The organism is Brevundimonas sp., from assembly GCF_027484365.1.
Lineage (GTDB): Bacteria > Pseudomonadota > Alphaproteobacteria > Caulobacterales > Caulobacteraceae > Brevundimonas.
Window position 1 is genome coordinate 208934 of record NZ_JAIXTC010000007.1, and the last position, 15650, is coordinate 224583.

17 protein-coding genes are annotated in these 15650 nt (G+C 68.2%); 11 read left to right on the forward strand and 6 right to left on the reverse strand.

What is annotated here, in order from left to right:
• Window positions 1–94: 94 nt before the first annotated feature.
• Window positions 95–649, reverse strand: a complete 555-nt coding sequence (locus Q0044_RS02930; RefSeq protein WP_298159332.1) for a peroxiredoxin — start codon at window positions 647–649, stop codon at window positions 95–97.
• 154 nt (window positions 650–803) lie between these two features.
• Here Q0044_RS02930 and Q0044_RS02935 point away from each other — a divergent pair, with 154 nt between their 5' ends.
• Window positions 804–1691: a hydrogen peroxide-inducible genes activator gene (locus tag Q0044_RS02935; protein ID WP_298159335.1), complete on the forward strand. Its 888-nt coding sequence runs from the start codon at window positions 804–806 to the stop codon at window positions 1689–1691.
• A gap of 76 nt (window positions 1692–1767) precedes the next feature.
• Window positions 1768–2295: a hypothetical protein gene (locus tag Q0044_RS02940; protein WP_298159339.1), complete on the forward strand. Its 528-nt coding sequence runs from the start codon at window positions 1768–1770 to the stop codon at window positions 2293–2295.
• A 98-nt stretch (window positions 2296–2393) separates the two neighbouring features.
• Here the strand turns inward: Q0044_RS02940 and acnA are convergent, their stop codons facing one another.
• A complete protein-coding gene (acnA, locus tag Q0044_RS02945; RefSeq protein WP_298159342.1) occupies window positions 2394–5090 on the reverse strand; it encodes an aconitate hydratase AcnA in 2697 nt (898 codons plus the stop codon).
• Between the two features lie 203 nt (window positions 5091–5293).
• On the opposite strand from acnA, the gene ccmA reads away from it, so the two are divergent.
• Window positions 5294–5917 (forward strand): heme ABC exporter ATP-binding protein CcmA, encoded by a 624-nt coding sequence (ccmA, locus tag Q0044_RS02950; protein ID WP_298159348.1) that lies wholly within the window; start codon window positions 5294–5296, stop codon window positions 5915–5917.
• A complete protein-coding gene (gene ccmB, locus Q0044_RS02955; RefSeq protein ID WP_298159350.1) occupies window positions 5914–6579 on the forward strand; it encodes a heme exporter protein CcmB in 666 nt (221 codons plus the stop codon). Before ccmA ends, ccmB begins: the two co-directional genes overlap by 4 nt.
• Window positions 6580–6588: 9 nt before the next feature.
• Here ccmB and Q0044_RS02960 read toward each other — a convergent pair whose 3' ends face one another.
• Window positions 6589–6903: a hypothetical protein gene (locus Q0044_RS02960; protein ID WP_298159354.1), complete on the reverse strand. Its 315-nt coding sequence runs from the start codon at window positions 6901–6903 to the stop codon at window positions 6589–6591.
• 380 nt (window positions 6904–7283) lie between these two features.
• Between Q0044_RS02960 and Q0044_RS02965 the strand changes: the two genes are divergently transcribed.
• A complete protein-coding gene (locus tag Q0044_RS02965; protein ID WP_298159356.1) occupies window positions 7284–8174 on the forward strand; it encodes an alpha/beta hydrolase in 891 nt (296 codons plus the stop codon).
• 66 nt (window positions 8175–8240) lie between these two features.
• Complete coding sequence (locus tag Q0044_RS02970) at window positions 8241–9695, forward strand: AMP nucleosidase (protein ID WP_298159359.1); 1455 nt, start codon at window positions 8241–8243, stop codon at window positions 9693–9695.
• 236 nt (window positions 9696–9931) lie between these two features.
• On the opposite strand, the gene Q0044_RS02975 is transcribed toward Q0044_RS02970, so the two are convergent.
• Window positions 9932–10678, reverse strand: a complete 747-nt coding sequence (locus Q0044_RS02975) for an SAM-dependent methyltransferase (RefSeq protein ID WP_298159362.1) — start codon at window positions 10676–10678, stop codon at window positions 9932–9934.
• Window positions 10679–10786: 108 nt separating this feature from the next.
• On the opposite strand from Q0044_RS02975, the gene Q0044_RS02980 reads away from it, so the two are divergent.
• The 5 genes from Q0044_RS02980 to Q0044_RS03000 are packed head-to-tail and all read left to right on the forward strand — an operon-like array spanning window position 10787 to window position 14415.
• Entirely contained in the window at window positions 10787–11359 is a 573-nt protein-coding gene (locus Q0044_RS02980) for a hypothetical protein (protein ID WP_298159364.1), read from the forward strand.
• 27 nt (window positions 11360–11386) lie between these two features.
• A complete protein-coding gene (locus tag Q0044_RS02985) occupies window positions 11387–12010 on the forward strand; it encodes a hypothetical protein (RefSeq protein ID WP_298159367.1) in 624 nt (207 codons plus the stop codon).
• A 2-nt stretch (window positions 12011–12012) separates the two neighbouring features.
• Window positions 12013–12315 (forward strand): winged helix-turn-helix domain-containing protein, encoded by a 303-nt coding sequence (locus Q0044_RS02990; protein WP_298159369.1) that lies wholly within the window; start codon window positions 12013–12015, stop codon window positions 12313–12315.
• Window positions 12316–12334: 19 nt separating this feature from the next.
• Window positions 12335–13114 (forward strand): tyrosine-protein phosphatase, encoded by a 780-nt coding sequence (locus Q0044_RS02995; protein ID WP_298159371.1) that lies wholly within the window; start codon window positions 12335–12337, stop codon window positions 13112–13114.
• A gap of 2 nt (window positions 13115–13116) precedes the next feature.
• Window positions 13117–14415, forward strand: coding sequence for an anthranilate synthase component I family protein (locus tag Q0044_RS03000; protein ID WP_298159531.1), 1299 nt, complete (start codon window positions 13117–13119; stop codon window positions 14413–14415).
• 140 nt (window positions 14416–14555) lie between these two features.
• On the opposite strand, the gene Q0044_RS03005 is transcribed toward Q0044_RS03000, so the two are convergent.
• Window positions 14556–15101 carry a TadE/TadG family type IV pilus assembly protein gene (locus Q0044_RS03005; protein ID WP_298159373.1) on the reverse strand — a complete coding sequence of 182 codons (546 nt, stop codon included), beginning with the start codon at window positions 15099–15101 and terminating at the stop codon, window positions 14556–14558.
• Window positions 15098–15649 (reverse strand): TadE/TadG family type IV pilus assembly protein, encoded by a 552-nt coding sequence (locus Q0044_RS03010; RefSeq protein WP_298159376.1) that lies wholly within the window; start codon window positions 15647–15649, stop codon window positions 15098–15100. The genes Q0044_RS03005 and Q0044_RS03010 overlap by 4 nt, the downstream gene beginning before the upstream one ends.
• Window position 15650: the final 1 nt, after the last annotated feature.

Here is a 15650-nt window from a genome sequence, read left to right on the forward strand (position 1 = left end):
GCTCAAGCAGCGAGGCGCCGCGCGTCGAGCGGTAGCACCCAAAAAAATGAGGCGAACGGCGACGGCATCACTGCCGCCGCCGTCACATACGGCCTTAGGCCGCGAGCGTCTCGCCGCCGACGGGGCGGTTACAGGCGCACAGTTCGTCGGTCTGCAGGGCGTCGACGACACGCAGGGTATCGGCCGGGGCGCGACCCACGTTCAGGTTGGTGACATAGACGTGCTGGACGACGTTGTGCGGGTCGACGACGAAGGTGGCGCGCAGGGCGACGCCCTCTTCCTCGTTCAGGATGCCCAGCTGCCGGGCGAACTTGCCGCCGTTGTCGGCGAACTGCCAGATCGGCAGCTTCGACAGGTCGGCGTGGTCGCGGCGCCAGGCCAGCTTCACGAACTCGTTGTCGGTCGAGCCGCCGAGGACGACGGTGTCGCGGTCTTCGAAATCGCGCGCCAGCGAGGCGAACTCGGCGATCTCGGTCGGGCAGACGAAGGTGAAGTCCTTCGGATAGAAGAAGATGACCTTCCACTTGCCTTCGAACGACTCGTTGGTGACGGGCTCGAAGGCCGACACGCCGTTTTCTTCGTGGGAGTTGAAGCCCGGCTTCACACCGATGACTTTGAATTCAGGCAGTTTTTCGCCAACGCCGAGCATGGGGTATCCCTTCCGGAGGAAACAAGAATGTCTATGGGGCGGTCGCCGGGGAGGGCCTGCCGCAGCTGCGAAATGGCTGTTGCGCCGCACAAAGTCAACCGATAGAACCTCTTATGACCATAGATAACATCTATGCATTCGAGAGAGGCCGCCTATGCTCCCGACCCTTCGCCAGCTGCAGTATCTGAAGCTGTTGTCCGAGCACGGCTCGTTCAGCCGCGCCGCCGAGGCGGCGCATGTCAGCCAGCCCGCCCTGTCGTCGGGCGTGCAGGAACTGGAGCGGGTTCTGGGCGCGCCGGTGGTCGAAAGAACGCGGGGGAACGTCCAGTTGACGGCTGTCGGGGCCGAGGCCTGTCGTCGGGCCGAGGACGTGCTGGCGCGAACGGAGGACCTCGTCGAGGCAGCGAGGAATGCAGGCCGTCCGCTGTCCGGGCGACTGCGGCTGGGCGTCATTCCGACGGTGGCCCCCTTCCTGTTGCCCGCGACCCTGCCGGGACTGAAGCAGGCCTATCCGGCGTTGCGACTGTTCATCCGCGAGGACCTGACGCCGCGCCTGATCGCCGGGCTGAAGGCGGGGCAGCTGGACTGTGCCGTGATCGCCCTGCCGTATGAGGCCGCCGGCATCGAACACGCGCGCATCGGCGATGACGAGATCCTCGCCGTCGCCCCGGTCGGCCATGCCCTGGCCGCGCCCGGCGACATCCAGCCGGGCGCGTTGAAGGCCGGGGATCTGATCCTGCTGGAGGACGGCCACTGCCTGCGCGACCAGGCTCTCGCCGGGATCGACATGGAGGCCCCGCGCGGCGAGGACGTGTTCGCGGCGACATCCCTGCACACCCTGGTGCAGATGGTCTCGTCCGGGCTCGGCGTGTCCTTCCTGCCGGCCATGGCCGTGCGGGCCGGTCTCGCCGACGACAAGGGCGTGGTCATCCGCCATTTCGCCGCCGAGGCCCCGCGCCGGGAGATCGTCGTGGCCTGGCGCTCGGGGTCGAGCCGGGCGGCGGAAGCCCGCCTTCTCGCCGAGGCCATGAGATTGGACTGAGCATTGCAGAAAAGAAACTAGGCCGTTCGGCGACGGGGCGGCATCAGGTGGCAAGACACTGTTTCTGGAACCCGCCATGAAGACCCTCGCTCTCCCGCCGCTTCTCGCCGTCCTCGCCTGTGCGGCCTGCGCTCCCGTCGTGCAGGGCGGGCCGCCCCTTGCCCTGCCGTCAGGCCTCACCGAGACCGCGTCCATCGGCACGGTCTACGTCTCGACCGGATGGGTGAACGCAGACGAGGAATTCGCCTCGACCTTCGCCGAGGAGGTGGATCAGGAGATGCAGTCCTGCGCCTATGGAACCTATCCTCTCGACCTCCGCATCCATGTTGAGGAGGTTCACCGCGCCGGTCGTCTCCAGACGGCTCTGACCGGCGAAGGCGAACACGGGATTCGGGCGGTCGCCGAACTGGTCGACCCCCGCAGGGACAACCAGATCATGGGCCGCTATCCGCTGGTCGTTCGTGCCGACGCCGGAGGCCGACTCGCCGGGCTGCTCGGTGACCGTCAGATGATCGCGTCCGAGGCCTTCGGGCGCGCCCTGTGCGACGCCGCCTTCTCGCGCAATCCTCGCCGTTCCGGCCCGCACAACGCTACGGCGGGATAGGCGGACAAACGAAAGGGCCGGCGGATCGCTCCGCCGGCCCCTGTTCTTTCCGTGGCGCGCCGTACGGCACGCAACGGCTCACGGCGTGAGGCCGGGCCTCAGCCCGCGGCCAGGTTCCGCAGCACGTAGGGCATGACGCCCCCGGCCTTGAAGTAGTCGAGCTCGGTCTGGTTATCGATGCGGCAGCGGACCGGGAAGCGGGCCATCTTGCCGTCCGACGGGCGGAACAGCTCGACCCACAGGTCCTGACGCGGACGCAGCTTGCCGACGTTGACGTCGGACAGGCCGCGGATGGTGACGATCTCCTCGCCGGTCAGACCCAGCTTGGACCAGCCGTCCGCCTTGAACTGCAGCGGCACGACGCCCATTCCGACCAGGTTCGAACGGTGGATCCGCTCGTAGCTCTCGGCGATGACGGCGCGGACGCCCAGCAGGCGGGTGCCCTTGGCCGCCCAGTCGCGCGATGAGCCGGTGCCGTACTCCTTGCCGGCGAAGACGACCAGCGGACGCCCTTCCGACTGGTAGCGCATGGCGGCGTCATAGATCGACATCGTGTCTTGCGAGGGGAAGTGTTTGGTCACCCCGCCCTCGATGTCCGGCGTGATCTTGTTGCGGATGCGGATGTTGGCGAAGGTGCCGCGCATCATGACTTCGTGGTGGCCGCGGCGCGCGCCGTAGGAGTTGAACTCCTCGGACTCGACGCCCCGGTTGGTCAGGTACTGGCCGGCAGGCGAGGTCTTCTTGATCGAACCGGCCGGGGAGATGTGGTCGGTCGTGATCGAGTCGCCGAAGATGGCCAGGACGCGGCCCTCGACGATGTCGGTGACCGGGGTCGGCTCCATCGACAGGCCCTCGAAATAAGGTGGGTTGGCGACATAGGTCGAGGCGGCGTCCCACTCGTAGGTCTGGCCGCCTTCGACCGAGATGCCCTGCCAGTGCGCGTCGCCCTTGAAGACGTCGGCGTAGCGTTTGGCGAACATGGCCGAGGTGACCGACTTCTTCTGGATCGCGGCGATCTCGGCGGAGGTCGGCCACACGTCCTTCAGGAAGACGTCCTTGCCCTTCTTGTCCTGACCGATCGGATCCTTGGTGATGTCGATCCGCATCGAGCCGGCGAGGGCGTAGGCGACGACCAGCGGCGGCGAGGCCAGGTAGTTGGCCTGGACGTCCGGGTTCACCCGGCCTTCGAAGTTGCGGTTGCCCGACAGGACGGAGGTGGCGACGATGCCGTTGTCGTTGATCGTCTGCGAGATCGCCGGGTCCAGCGGGCCCGAGTTGCCGATGCAGGTGGTGCAGCCGTAGCCGACCAGGTTGAAGCCCAGGGCGTCCAGCTCCTTCTGCAGACCGGCGGCCGTCAGGTAGTCGGTGACGACCTGCGAGCCGGGGGCCAGCGAGGTCTTGACCCAGGGCTTGGACTTCAGGCCCAGCTTGTTGGCCTTCTGGGCCACCAGGCCGGCGGCGATCAGGACCGACGGGTTGGAGGTGTTGGTGCAGGAGGTGATGGCGGCGATGACCACATCGCCGTCGCCGAGGTCGAATTTCTCACCGGCGACCGGCATGCGCGGGGCGTCGACGGCGCGGTTGAACACCTCGCCCAGCGCCGTCTCGAACGCCGGGGCGGCGATGGTCAGTTCGACCTTGTCCTGGGGACGTTTGGGGCCGGCCAGCGACGGCACGACCGTCGAGATGTCCAGTTCCAGAACGTCGGAGAAGACGGGGTCTTCCGAGGTTTCGTCGATCCACAACCCTTGCGCCTTCGCATAGGCCTCGACCAGGGCGACGCGCGCCTTGTCGCGGCCCGTGGCGGTCAGATAGCCGATGGTGGCGGCCGAGACCGGGAAGAAGCCGCAGGTGGCGCCGTATTCCGGGGCCATGTTGGCGATGGTCGCCTGGTCCTCGATCGTCATGTTCGGCAGGGCGTCGCCGAAGAACTCGACGAACTTGCCGACCACGCCCTTCTTGCGCAGCATCTGGGTGACCGTCAGGACCAGGTCAGTCGCGGTCGTGCCTTCCGGCATGGCGCCGGTCAGCTTGAAGCCGATCACCTCGGGAATCAGCATCGGGATCGGCTGGCCCAGCATGGCCGCCTCAGCCTCGATGCCGCCGACGCCCCAGCCCAGGACGGCCAGGCCGTTGATCATGGTGGTGTGTGAATCGGTGCCGACCACGGTGTCCGGATAGGCGACGGTCGCCTTGCCCTCAGCGAGGGTCCAGACGGTCTGGGCCAGGTTCTCAAGATTGACCTGGTGGCAGATGCCGGTCCCGGGGGGGACGACGCGGAAATTGTTGAAGGCCGAGGAGCCCCAGCGCAGGAATTTGTAGCGCTCGATGTTGCGCTCGTACTCGCGTTCGACGTTCTGGCCGAAGGCTTTCGAGGTGCCGAAATTGTCGACCATGACCGAGTGGTCGATGACCAGGTCGACGGGGACGAGCGGGTTGATCTTGGCGGCGTCGGCGCCGAGCGCGGCCATGGCGTCGCGCATGGCGGCCAGGTCGACGACGGCGGGCACGCCGGTGAAGTCCTGCATCAGGACGCGGGCGGGGCGGAAGGCGATCTCGTGCTCGACGGCGCCCTTGTTCTCGATCCAGGCCGCGACGGCCTTGAGGTCGGCCTCGGTGACCGAGACGCCGTCCTCGTTGCGCAGCAGGTTCTCCAGAAGCACCTTCATGGAGCGCGGCAGGCGCGAGATCCCGGCCAGACCGGCTTCCTCGGCGGCGGGAAGGCTGTAATAGGCGTATTTCTTGCGCCCGACGGTCAGGTCCCGGCGGGTGGAAAGGCTGTCGACTGACGGCATGGGAGTTTTCCTCTGGTCAAAGCCGCCCGAAGATCCGGTCGCGCCGTCTCGCGGCAAACGACGGGGCGCACAGGTCCCCGGCGCGCGCGGCGACAGCCTGCTGCGGCGGGGCCGGATATAGCCGTGGTTGCGGGGTGCGTCCATGTATCCACGTCCTGTGTGGGGACATTGATAACGGGTCGCAACATGATCGGTCTGCGGACGTGATTTCCAACGTTTCCGTCACTGGCCTCAACCTCACCCGGGGCGAGCGCACCCTGTTCAGCGCCCTGTCGTTCGCGGTGTCGTCGGGAGAGGCCGTAGCCCTGACCGGGGCGAACGGGGCAGGCAAGACCTCCCTGCTGCGCGCCATCGCCGGATTCATCCGCCCGGAGGCCGGCGAGATCGTCTTCCGCGATGCCGATCAGGAGACGATCGACCCTGATCTGGCGCGGGCGCACGAGGTCCATCTGCTGGGCCATCTCGACGGATTGAAGGGTCAGAGGACGGCGCGGGACGAACTGATGTTCCAATCCCGGTGGCTGGGGCACAGTCACGACGGCATCGACGAGGCGATCGAGACCCTCGGCCTGAAGCCGCTGCTGGATCTGGAAGTGCGCAAACTGTCGGCCGGGCAGAGACGTCGTCTGGCCCTGGCCCGGCTGATCGGATCGCCGCGAGCCCTGTGGCTGCTGGACGAGCCCTTGAGCCCGCTGGATTCTCGCTGGCGCGAGGCGGTCGGGGCGATGATGGAGCGACATCTGGCGGGCGGTGGCCTTATCCTGGCGGCGGTGCATGATCCCCTGCCCGTTCCGACGCGTTCGCTGGATCTGGGGACGGGACGATGAGCGCGGCGTCCGTCCTGTTCCGGCGGGAACTGGCCCTGGCCTGGGGTGGCGGCGGCGGGCCGCTATTGGCCTGCGGCTTCTTCGCCTGTCTGACGACCGTCGTGCCGCTGGCCTCAGGCGGCGATCCGGACGTTCTGAAACCGGTCGCGGCGGGGATCGCCTGGCTGGCCCTGGCCCTGTCGAGCCTGTTGTCGCTGGAGCGGCTGTTCGAGCGGGATATGGAGGACGGGGCGCTGGATTTGCTGGCGACCGGTCCGCTGCCGCTGGAAGCGGTGTTCGCGATCAAGGCGGTCAGTCAGTGGCTGGCGACGGGCCTGCCGTTGGCCCTGACCGCGCCTGTGGCGGCCCTGGCCCTGGGGCAGTCGGTCGAACTGGCACCGCTGACGGCGCTGTCGGCCCTGATCGGAGGGTTGGGGTTCGCCTTTACGGGCGCGCTGGGCGCGGCTCTCGCCCTGGGGGCGAAGCGGGGCGGGCTGCTGATCGCGGTGGTGGTCCTGCCGCTCTTCATTCCGCCCGTGGTGTTCGGATCGGGCGCGCTGGACAGGGCGGCGGCGGGCCTGAGCCCGCTTCCGGCGCTGGCCTTGTTGACGGCCTATGTGCTGTTCGCGGCCGTCATCGCCCCGCCGGCGGGCGCTGCGGCGATCCGCAGCGCCCAGGGCTAGGCTTAAGTTCTAACGGACGGCGGCGTAGGTATTCAGCGTCTGCTGCAGGCGACCGTGCTCGCGCGCGTTCATGCAGCGGGGCGCCGGCCAGGTCTCGCCGGTGGCGCGGGCCTGAAGCGCCTGTTCAGCGGTCACGAAGACGGGTCGCGTGCCGAAATCCCGGCGATACGCGCTTCGCGTCGCCATGTCGGAATCGCATATCATCACGACACGCTGGGCGCCGGCAGGTGCGTCTGTCGGCAGGCGTGTCTGTTGGGCCAGGGCGGGGACGGCTGCGGACGCTGCGAGGGCTGCGACGGCGGCGATAGTGGTGAAACGGTTCATGGCGGGCTCCTCCTCAAGACCCGAAAGACGTCTGGGTTCGGAGCAATAATGCGCGTGATCGCGTCCATGTAAAGAAAATAAGACAACTCGACTGCAAACGGATGAAATTGGCTCGGGCTCGTAGCCGTCCCCCAGGACCATCAGCGCCTTTCCAGTGTCCGGGGCCGTGGGCGCCGTCGTGAAGCCGATCTCGAGCAAATACCTGAATTACCGACAGAATGATCGAGGGGCTTCGCGGCGGTCGCCGCCCGTTTCGTCCTGGCCAATCCGGGCCTGGCCGAGGCCGCCGATTGCCGGGCGTTGATCGCCAGTGCACGGTGAGGCCGGACGGCGGGTTCCGCCGTATCTGTCGGCGTCCCGTTCCTGAGAAAGCCGTTCCGATGACCCGAAGAGGCCTGTTCGCTCCCGCGCTCGGCGCAGTTGTCGCATCCGTCGCCGCAGCCTGCAGCCCCCTGGGCGTGCTGAACGCCGTTGGCCCGCGCGACCCCGGCGTGCGGCGAGTGGCGCGCGACCTGGACTATGGCGAAGACCCGCGCCAGAGGTTCGATATCTATGCCCCGGGTTCGGCGGGCAGGGGATCTCCGCTGCCGGTGCTGGTCTTCTTCTACGGCGGCGGCTGGGATTCCGGGTCGAAGGACCTTTACGGCTGGGCGGCCCAGGCGCTGGCGGCCCGGGGATTCGTGGTCGCCATCGCCGACTACCGGCTGGTTCCCGAGGTCCTGTTCCCGGACTTCATCGAGGACGCGGCCGCCGCCACCGCACGCGTGGCTGAGGTCGCGGCGCAGTACAGCGGCGATCCGGCGCGGCTGGGCGTCCTGGGTCATTCGGCGGGCGCCCATCTGGCCATGATGATCACGCTGGACCGACGCTATATGGCGGCCGTCGGTCAGCCGGACCTGATCAAGGCGGCGGCGGGACTGGCCGGGCCCTACGACTTCCTGCCGTTCGACGTGGCGTCCTCGATCAACGCCTTCGGCCAGGCGCCCGACCCGGAGCAGACCCAGCCGCTTCATTTCGCCCGCGCCGACGCCCCGCCCCTGTGGCTGGGCCACGGCACGGCCGACGTCATCGTCCATGAGGAGGACACCCGCCTGCTGGAAGCCCGGATGCTTGAACTGGGCGGGCGCTGCGAGGCGAAACTCTATCCCGGACTCAGCCACGAGGACCTGATCGCGACCTTCTCTCCGCTGTTCCGCAAGAAGGCGCCGGTGTTGGCCGACGTTTCCGGCTTCTTCCATCATCGGCTGGGCCAGGTCGCCGGCGGCGGGTAACGGACGCTCACACAAGATGAAGCGTGGCTGTCTCGCCAGCGCCATGATGATCCGCTAGAGGAGGTCATGACAGAACAGAAAAACGGGGCGCTGTCGGCGCCCGAGGCGCTGGATCGCCTCGAACAGCTCTACACCCAGTCCGTCGCCGCCCTGAGGGGCGCGGTCCGCACCTTCCTCGCCACCGGCGAGCGGGCGGATCCCGATGCAAGGGCCAACGGCCTCTTCTCCTACCCCTCGCTGAAGATCAGCTGGTTCGGCGACCGGCCGACCCATCTGCCGATCCGGTCCTATGCCCGGATGTCGCGCCAGGGCGTCTACTCGACGACCGTCACCCGGCCGGACCTGTACCGCCCCTATCTGATGGAGCAACTGACCCTGCTGCAGCAGGACTACGACGTCGCCTTCGAGGTCGGGCCGTCGGAGCAGGAAATCCCCTTCCCCTATGTGCTCGACGGATCGGACGTGGTGCTGGACCCGTCGCAGACGGCGGCCATCGCACGTTACTTCCCGACCACGGACCTGGCCCATATCGGCGACGAGATCTCCGACGGCCTGTTCGATCTGGACGAGGACTTCCCCCTGTCGCAGTTCGACGGGCTGCGCACCGACTTCTCGCTGGCGCGGCTGCGGCACTACACCGGCACGCCGGTCGAGGACGTCCAGTCCTACATCCTGTTCACCAACTACAACCGCTACGTCGACGACTTCGTGCGCTGGGCCTGCGAGCAGTTGAAGGACCCGAACAGCATCTACGAGACCCTGTCGTGCGCCGGCGGTCTGGTGATCACGCGCGACACGGCGGACGCCGATGCGGTGATGGATGCGGCCTGGAAGAAGCACCAGATGCCCGCCTATCACCTGACCGCGCCCGGCCATGAAGGCATCACCCTGGTCAACATCGGGGTCGGACCGTCGAACGCCAAGACCATCTGCGACCACCTGGCGGTGACCCGGCCGCACGCCTGGATGATGATCGGCCACTGCGGCGGGCTGCGCCCGTCCCAGACGATCGGCGACTACGTCCTGGCCCACGCCTATCTGCGCGACGACCACGTGCTGGACGCGGTCCTGCCGCCCGACATCCCCATCCCCTCGATCGCCGAGGTCCAGCGCGCTCTTTATGACGCCGCCAAGATGGTCTCGGGCGCGCCGGGCGAGGAGGTCAAGCGCCGTCTGCGGACGGGCACCGTGGTCACCACCGACGACCGGAACTGGGAGCTCCGCTATTCCAAGTCGGCGCTGCGCTTCAACCAGTCGCGGGCCGTGGCCATCGACATGGAGAGCGCCACGATCGCGGCCCAGGGCTATCGTTTCCGCGTGCCCTACGGGACCTTGCTGTGCGTTTCTGACAAGCCGCTGCACGGCGAAATCAAGCTGCCCGGCCAGGCCAACCGCTTCTACGAGGGCTCGATCTCCGAGCATCTGCAGATCGGGATCCAGGCCATCGATTTGTTGCGCAAGGAAGGGGCCAGCCTCCACTCCCGCAAGCTGCGTGCCTTCGACGAGCCGCCGTTCCGCTGATCGATCCGGCTCGTCCGGACGAAAAACACCCTGACGAAACGGACGAAACGGACGAAGCGGACGAGATTTCCTTTGCTCTGCTGCGGGCGAAGGCCCGGATTGCGAGCATTATAGTCCGGCCGGGAGGGGCGCCTGACAAAAGGGGTCTCTTCAGGGCCGGGCCCTGAATTCAAAGGCGGATTCCGGGGATGTGTTGATGGGTATGGGGCGTCCAGACCTCTCCGCCGGGAGAGGGTTCAGCGTTTCCGGAACAGGTAGAGGCCGAAGCTGAGCCAGGGGCGGCCGAAGTCGAAGGTCGCCTTCGTCAGGTCGGCGCGCTGGCGGATCGAAGCGGCGGCCGGGTCGTCGGGATACCGCTCCAGCCAGTCCCGGACCCGCGCGTCGGCGCCGTCGAAGAAGGCGTCCCAGTCGGCGTCCGGTGCGATTTCGGCCGATATGACGTCCAGCCCGGCGCTTTCCGCCGCCGCCAGCCAGCCTTCGTGGGCGGCGTAGTCGCCGGTGGCTCCGATCACCTGACGCAGCGGCTCCGGCGGTTCGCCCTTCCAGGTCAGGTCGCCCCACAGGAGCCAGCCGGGCGAGGCCAGCCGAGACGCCAGTCGCGCGAAGATGTCGGTCGCCGAGCGGATGCCCGGGCCTGCCGGTTCGGTTGACCCGAGCGCCACGATCAGGTCGGCCGGCGCGAGACGGTCGAGGGCGGTGGCCGAGCCCTCCGCGATGACCGTGACCCGGTCGGTGACGCCCGAGGCTCCCGCGCGGTCGCGGATCATGTCGGCCATGTCGGGATAGCGTTCGATCGCCTGCACCCGCAGGCCGAACGTCCGTGCGAGGGCGATCGAGACCCCGCCCGCGCCGGCGCCGATGTCCAGCGCCGAAGCGCCGTCCGTCAGGCCGGTCCGGGCGACGAGCGCCAGGATGGCGTCGAGGGTCACGGGGTTGGCGACCGCAAATCCGGCATAGGCGATGCTGTGGTAGGTCGGCGTCATCGGCCGGTTCTAGCCGAGCCGGATCGACCGTGCATCCGGCGAGAAGAAAGAACTTTACAACACAAAGTGCATGTGGGATTGAGGCTCATCAACAACGGACGCCCCGCGATGACCGCCACGACCTTTGATCCTGTTTCCGGTGCGATCGGCCAGCCGACGCTGCGCGTCGCGGCCGGTCGTAACCTGATCGCGGCCGGCGCGATCTTCGGCGCAGCCAACCTGTTTCAATGGGGCGTGTTGAGCGGCGCCCTGCACCTGCATCCCGCAATGCTGTCCCTGAGCTGGCCGGCGGCGGCCGCCGCCTTCATCATCATCGTGCGACGCCTGCGTGCCGCCGGCGGTGAACCGGCGAAGCGCGCCGCTTCATGGTCGCGCTGGTCGATCCTGTTCCAGATCGTCGCGGCGGCGTCGCTGGCGGTGGCGTCCGGCGTAACGCAAAACTGGGGCCTGATGATGTGGACGTCGCCGGTCGGTCTCGCCTTCTACGGCGTCGCATGGACCGTTGCTGCGGTCCGGGGCGGGCCGGGCTGGATGGTCGGGGTTGCGGCCGGCGCCCTTTGCGGCGCGATCGGCGTCGCCGCACTGGTCGGGACGCCGACCCAATACCTGGCCTATGCCTGCGGCCTGGTCGCCTTCGCCTTCATCCCCGGTCTGGCGCTGGCCTACGGCCGCGCACGCTGAACCGGACTCGTATACGGAACCCTGAGCATGACCGAACCCCATAACGACACCGCCGACATCGCCTGGCTGAGGACCCTCGCCGCCGAGAGCGCCCGGACACCCTATCGAGGGGGCTCCGCCATGGTTTCCGCCGGCCTGATCTACGGCGCGGCCAGCCTGCTGCAATGGGCGGCCCTCACCGGGCTGGTGTCCCGCGACCTGACCGCAAACGGCGTCCAGTGGCTGGTGGCGACCGTTCTCTTTCTCGCGACCCTGCCGATCCTGATCTGGCGGATGAAGGGCGCGGCCGGGGTCAGAACCACCGCCAATCGGGTGGTCAGCACGGTCTGGGGCTGCGTCGGCTGGTCGATCTTCGTCCTGTTCGCCTGTATGGCCATCAGGGACGCTCGGCTGGGCGGCGGCGTGGACGTGGGAGCCTTCTGGCTGGTGCCCTCCATCATCATGGTCTTCTACGCCCTCGGCTGGGCGGTGACGGCGAGCCTGTATGGCAACGGCCGCCTGTGGTGGCTGAGCATCGGGTCCTTTGTCGCGGCTGCGGCCCTGGCCGCCCTGACGGGAGACGCCGGCCTGTATCTCGGTTACGCCGTCGCCCTGTTCCTGCTGATGGCGCTGCCCGGCTATCTGCTGATGCGCGTCGCGAAGCGGGGCTGAGGATGGCCGACGATTTCGATATCGGCCGGATCGACGACGTCATTCACGGACGGGTCCGGCTCGGCATCATGGCCGCCCTGTCCGGCGTCGAGAGCGCGGACTTCGGCACGCTGAAGGCGCGGCTGCAGACGACCGACGGCAATCTGTCGGTCCATTTGCGGAAGCTGGAGGAGGCGGGCTTCGTCGCCGTGACCAAGCGGTTTGTGGGTCGAAAGCCCCTGACCGAGGCCTCGATGACCGAGACGGGCAGGGCGGCCTTCCTCGCCTATCTGGACGCCATGGCCGGGCTGGTCGGGCCCCGCTGAAACACCCTATAGGGAGGCCATGACCTCCCGCATCCACACCTTCGACGCGCTTGATAATTTTCGCGACTACGGCGGGTATGACACCGCCGCCGGCCGGGCTCTGAAGACGGGCCGGCTCTTCCGCTCGGCGCACCAGGCTTCGGTATCCGAAGCGGACCTGGAACGGCTTGCGGCGCTCGACCTCGGCCTTGTCGTCGATTTGCGCCGGCCGGTCGAGCGCCGGAGACAGCCGTCGAAGCGGGCCGCCAACTTTTCCGGTCAGGTGTTCGAGAGCGACCTCGACGAGCGGGGCGAGGCGCCGCACATCACCTTCCTCAAGACGGCCGACCTGACGCCGGACTCGGGCCGACGGTTCATGACCGACACCTATCGTGAGCTTCCCTTCGCACCGGCGCACATCGACCTGTTCAGCCGGTATTTCCGTGCTCTCGGCGAGACCGACCGGCCGGTGCTGATCCATTGCGCCGCGGGCAAGGACCGGACGGGCATGCTGGCGGCCCTGACCCATCATCTGCTGGGCGTCGGTCACGACGATCTGGTGGAGGATTATCTCCTGACCAACACGGCAGTAGATCTGGTCGGCCGGGCCCCGGGTATCGCCGAACAGCTGAAGGGTTTCACCGGACGCGAGGCGTCGCACGACGCCGTGGTCGCCTTCATGGGGGTCGAACCGGCCTATCTGGACGCGGCCATCGCCGCGATCACCGAACGACACGGGTCCATCGACGCCTATCTGGAACAGGCGCTCGGCGTCGACGCCGCCCTGCGCGACCGCATCCAGGAGCGGCTGGCGGCGTGACCATGACCGTCCGCGTCGTCCGGGTGCTGGACTGGGTCGAGCCCCTGGCCGTGTCGGCCGGGCTGGCGGATCGGGAGGGGGCCCTGTGCCTGCTGTCCGACGGAGGCCCCAATGGGCGGCTGTCCTGGGTCGCCTGCGACCCGGACCGGATCGTGACGACACGGATGGAGGCGGATTCGCCCTTCGCCGCCCTGGCCGGGGAGGGGATGGACCGGTTCGTGCTCGGGCTGGCGACCTATGACGCCGGGGCCCGGCCCGCGACCGGAGACCGGGGGGCCTCGCCGGGCGACTGGCCGGATCTGATGCTGGCCCGCTATCCGGCCATGCTGGTCTTCGATCATGAGGCGGGGACGGTCTCGGCCGTCGGGTTGGGACCGGACGAGGCCGGGGCGGCCGCGGCCGCGGACGCAGCCGCCAACTGGATCGACGTCGCGATGCCGGTTCAGCCCGGCAGCAGCCCGGCCGCGCGCTTCGAGCCCGAGCGGCCGGACGAGGCCTATACCGCCGCCGTCGCGGACGTCGTGGCGCGGATCGCGGCCGGCGAACTGTTCCAGGCCAATATCGCCCGGGCCTGGGGCGGCGTGCTCGAACCGGAGGTCGACCCGTTCGCCGTTTTCGTCCGGCTGGCGGGGGGGACGGCGCCCTACAGCGCCTTCTGGCGGGTCGGGGCGCGGGTGCTGGTGTCGAACTCGCCCGAGCTCTTCCTCACCTTCGATCCCCGGACCCGGCGGATCGAGACCCGGCCGATCAAGGGCACGCGCCCCCGAGACCCGGATCCCCGGATCGATGCGGCGAACGCGGCCGAACTGGTCGCCAGCGCCAAGGATCGGGCCGAGAACCTGATGATCGTCGACCTGATGCGCAACGACCTGTCGCGGGTCGCCCGACCGGGTTCGGTCGCGGCCGAGAAATTGTTCGAGCTCGAGAGCTTCGCCACCGTCCACCATCTGGTCTCCACAGTGACCGGCGAGGCCGCAGCGGATGTGGGGCCGGCCGAGGTGCTGGCAGCGTCCTTCCCGCCGGGCTCGATCACGGGCGCTCCGAAGCATCAGGCCATGCGGGTGATCGCGGAACACGAAGGGCCGCGCGGCGCCTGGTGCGGCAGCCTGTTCCTGCTGGACGACGCCGGCGCCCTGACGGCCTCGGTCCTGATCCGGACGATCGCCTTCTGGCGCGAGGGCGAGACATGGGCGTTCCGGACCCTGGCCGGGGCAGGGATCGTGGCGGACAGCGACCCGATTTCGGAGCTTCAGGAAACGGACATCAAGATCGCCGCGATCCGCCGGGCGCTTGTCGGCTAGGGCCGGCAGAGCATGATCGCTTGAGACAGAACCGCAACGCGGTTCTGGCAAAGGCGTGAATCATGCTCTCGCTCATATCTGGAACCTGATTCACCGCATCGGCGGAATCGCGTAGCGATTCCTCCTCAACGGATCAGGCTCTAGCAGTTGGTGCAGGGGATCGTGTTCACCAGTCGCGGTCGCAGCCAGTAGGTGTGGCTGAACTGCTTTGTCGTCAGGACCTGGCTGAGCGGCGAGACATAGTCGTAGGTCCCCTCGCTCATGATGATGCTCTCGCCGTTCTCGATCAGGCCTGCGGGAACTGTTACGGTCCCTGTCCGCGCGGTCATGCCCCGGCCACGGCTCCAGGTCACCCGCGCCACGCCGTCGGTTCCCCGGGTGATGGCTGTCACCCGCAGCTTCAGCGCGCTGTCCGGGAAGGGCGCGAGCACCAGGCTGCCGACGGCGAAGGTGTCGTCGATCAGGGCCGTGTCGACGGTCTGGTACTGGGCCACGATGTCGGCGACCTGGGAGGTCGAGTGCCCCATGCGGCGCTGGGCCATATAGGCCTGGCAGAACTCGGCCAGACCGAAATAGATCAGGATCAGAACGGGGGCGAGCAGGGCGAACTCGACGGCCGACACGCCGGACCCGTCGCGACCGAAGCGGCGCAGGAAGCCGAGGCTGGCGGAGCGGCGCGGTCTCACGGCGTCGACCCCCGGTAGGGTTCGTTGCGGAAGGCGGTGGCGACCGAGATCACGGCGTCGCCGGAGTTCAGTCGGGACATGGCCTGCTGCATGAAGGGCGTCACCAGCGGCTGGGTGTACCAGACCCGCACGAGCATGAGGTCGCCGGGCTGGCCGCGGTCGTAGTCGAGGTCGCCGGTGTTGAAGACGCCGTTGCTGATCGGGCTGTCCGGGATGCCGTCGGTGAACTGGGGCATGACCCGGACATCGACCTGGGCGCGGCTGGCGCAGTCGCCCTGGAAGGCGCTCATCTCGGCGCAGAGGGCGGTCTTGAACTGGGCCGCAGAGATATTGCCGGTGTCGGCCTGACCGGTACGGACCAGCCGGCTGGCGCTCAGCACGGCGTTCTCGAGCGTGGAGTCGATCAGGAAGACCAGACCGAGCTCCAGCACCGCGAAGATCATGAAGAAGAAGGGGGCCGCGACCATGGCGAACTCGACCGCCGCGGCGCCTTCGCGACGGGGGCGGGGGGCGGCCCGGCCGCGCCTGCGGAACAGGGACCGGCTCATG

What these genes read in the sequence shown, in the direction of transcription:
- Q0044_RS02995 (WP_298159371.1), top strand. Translation starts at nt 12,335, where the DNA reads ATGACCTCCCGCATCCACACCTTCGACGCGCTTGATAATTTTCGCGAC.
- Q0044_RS02990 (WP_298159369.1), top strand. Translation starts at nt 12,013, where the DNA reads ATGGCCGACGATTTCGATATCGGCCGGATCGACGACGTCATTCACGGA.
- Q0044_RS02980 (WP_298159364.1), top strand. Translation starts at nt 10,787, where the DNA reads ATGACCGCCACGACCTTTGATCCTGTTTCCGGTGCGATCGGCCAGCCG.
- Q0044_RS02965 (WP_298159356.1), top strand. Translation starts at nt 7,284, where the DNA reads ATGACCCGAAGAGGCCTGTTCGCTCCCGCGCTCGGCGCAGTTGTCGCA.
- Q0044_RS02970 (WP_298159359.1), top strand. Translation starts at nt 8,241, where the DNA reads ATGACAGAACAGAAAAACGGGGCGCTGTCGGCGCCCGAGGCGCTGGAT.
- Q0044_RS02930 (WP_298159332.1), bottom strand. Translation starts at nt 649, where the DNA reads ATGCTCGGCGTTGGCGAAAAACTGCCTGAATTCAAAGTCATCGGTGTG.
- Q0044_RS02935 (WP_298159335.1), top strand. Translation starts at nt 804, where the DNA reads ATGCTCCCGACCCTTCGCCAGCTGCAGTATCTGAAGCTGTTGTCCGAG.
- acnA (WP_298159342.1), bottom strand. Translation starts at nt 5,090, where the DNA reads ATGCCGTCAGTCGACAGCCTTTCCACCCGCCGGGACCTGACCGTCGGG.
- ccmB (WP_298159350.1), top strand. Translation starts at nt 5,914, where the DNA reads ATGAGCGCGGCGTCCGTCCTGTTCCGGCGGGAACTGGCCCTGGCCTGG.
- Q0044_RS02940 (WP_298159339.1), top strand. Translation starts at nt 1,768, where the DNA reads ATGAAGACCCTCGCTCTCCCGCCGCTTCTCGCCGTCCTCGCCTGTGCG.
- Q0044_RS03000 (WP_298159531.1), top strand. Translation starts at nt 13,117, where the DNA reads ATGACCGTCCGCGTCGTCCGGGTGCTGGACTGGGTCGAGCCCCTGGCC.
- Q0044_RS02975 (WP_298159362.1), bottom strand. Translation starts at nt 10,678, where the DNA reads ATGACGCCGACCTACCACAGCATCGCCTATGCCGGATTTGCGGTCGCC.
- Q0044_RS02985 (WP_298159367.1), top strand. Translation starts at nt 11,387, where the DNA reads ATGACCGAACCCCATAACGACACCGCCGACATCGCCTGGCTGAGGACC.
- Q0044_RS03010 (WP_298159376.1), bottom strand. Translation starts at nt 15,649, where the DNA reads ATGAGCCGGTCCCTGTTCCGCAGGCGCGGCCGGGCCGCCCCCCGCCCC.
- Q0044_RS02960 (WP_298159354.1), bottom strand. Translation starts at nt 6,903, where the DNA reads ATGAACCGTTTCACCACTATCGCCGCCGTCGCAGCCCTCGCAGCGTCC.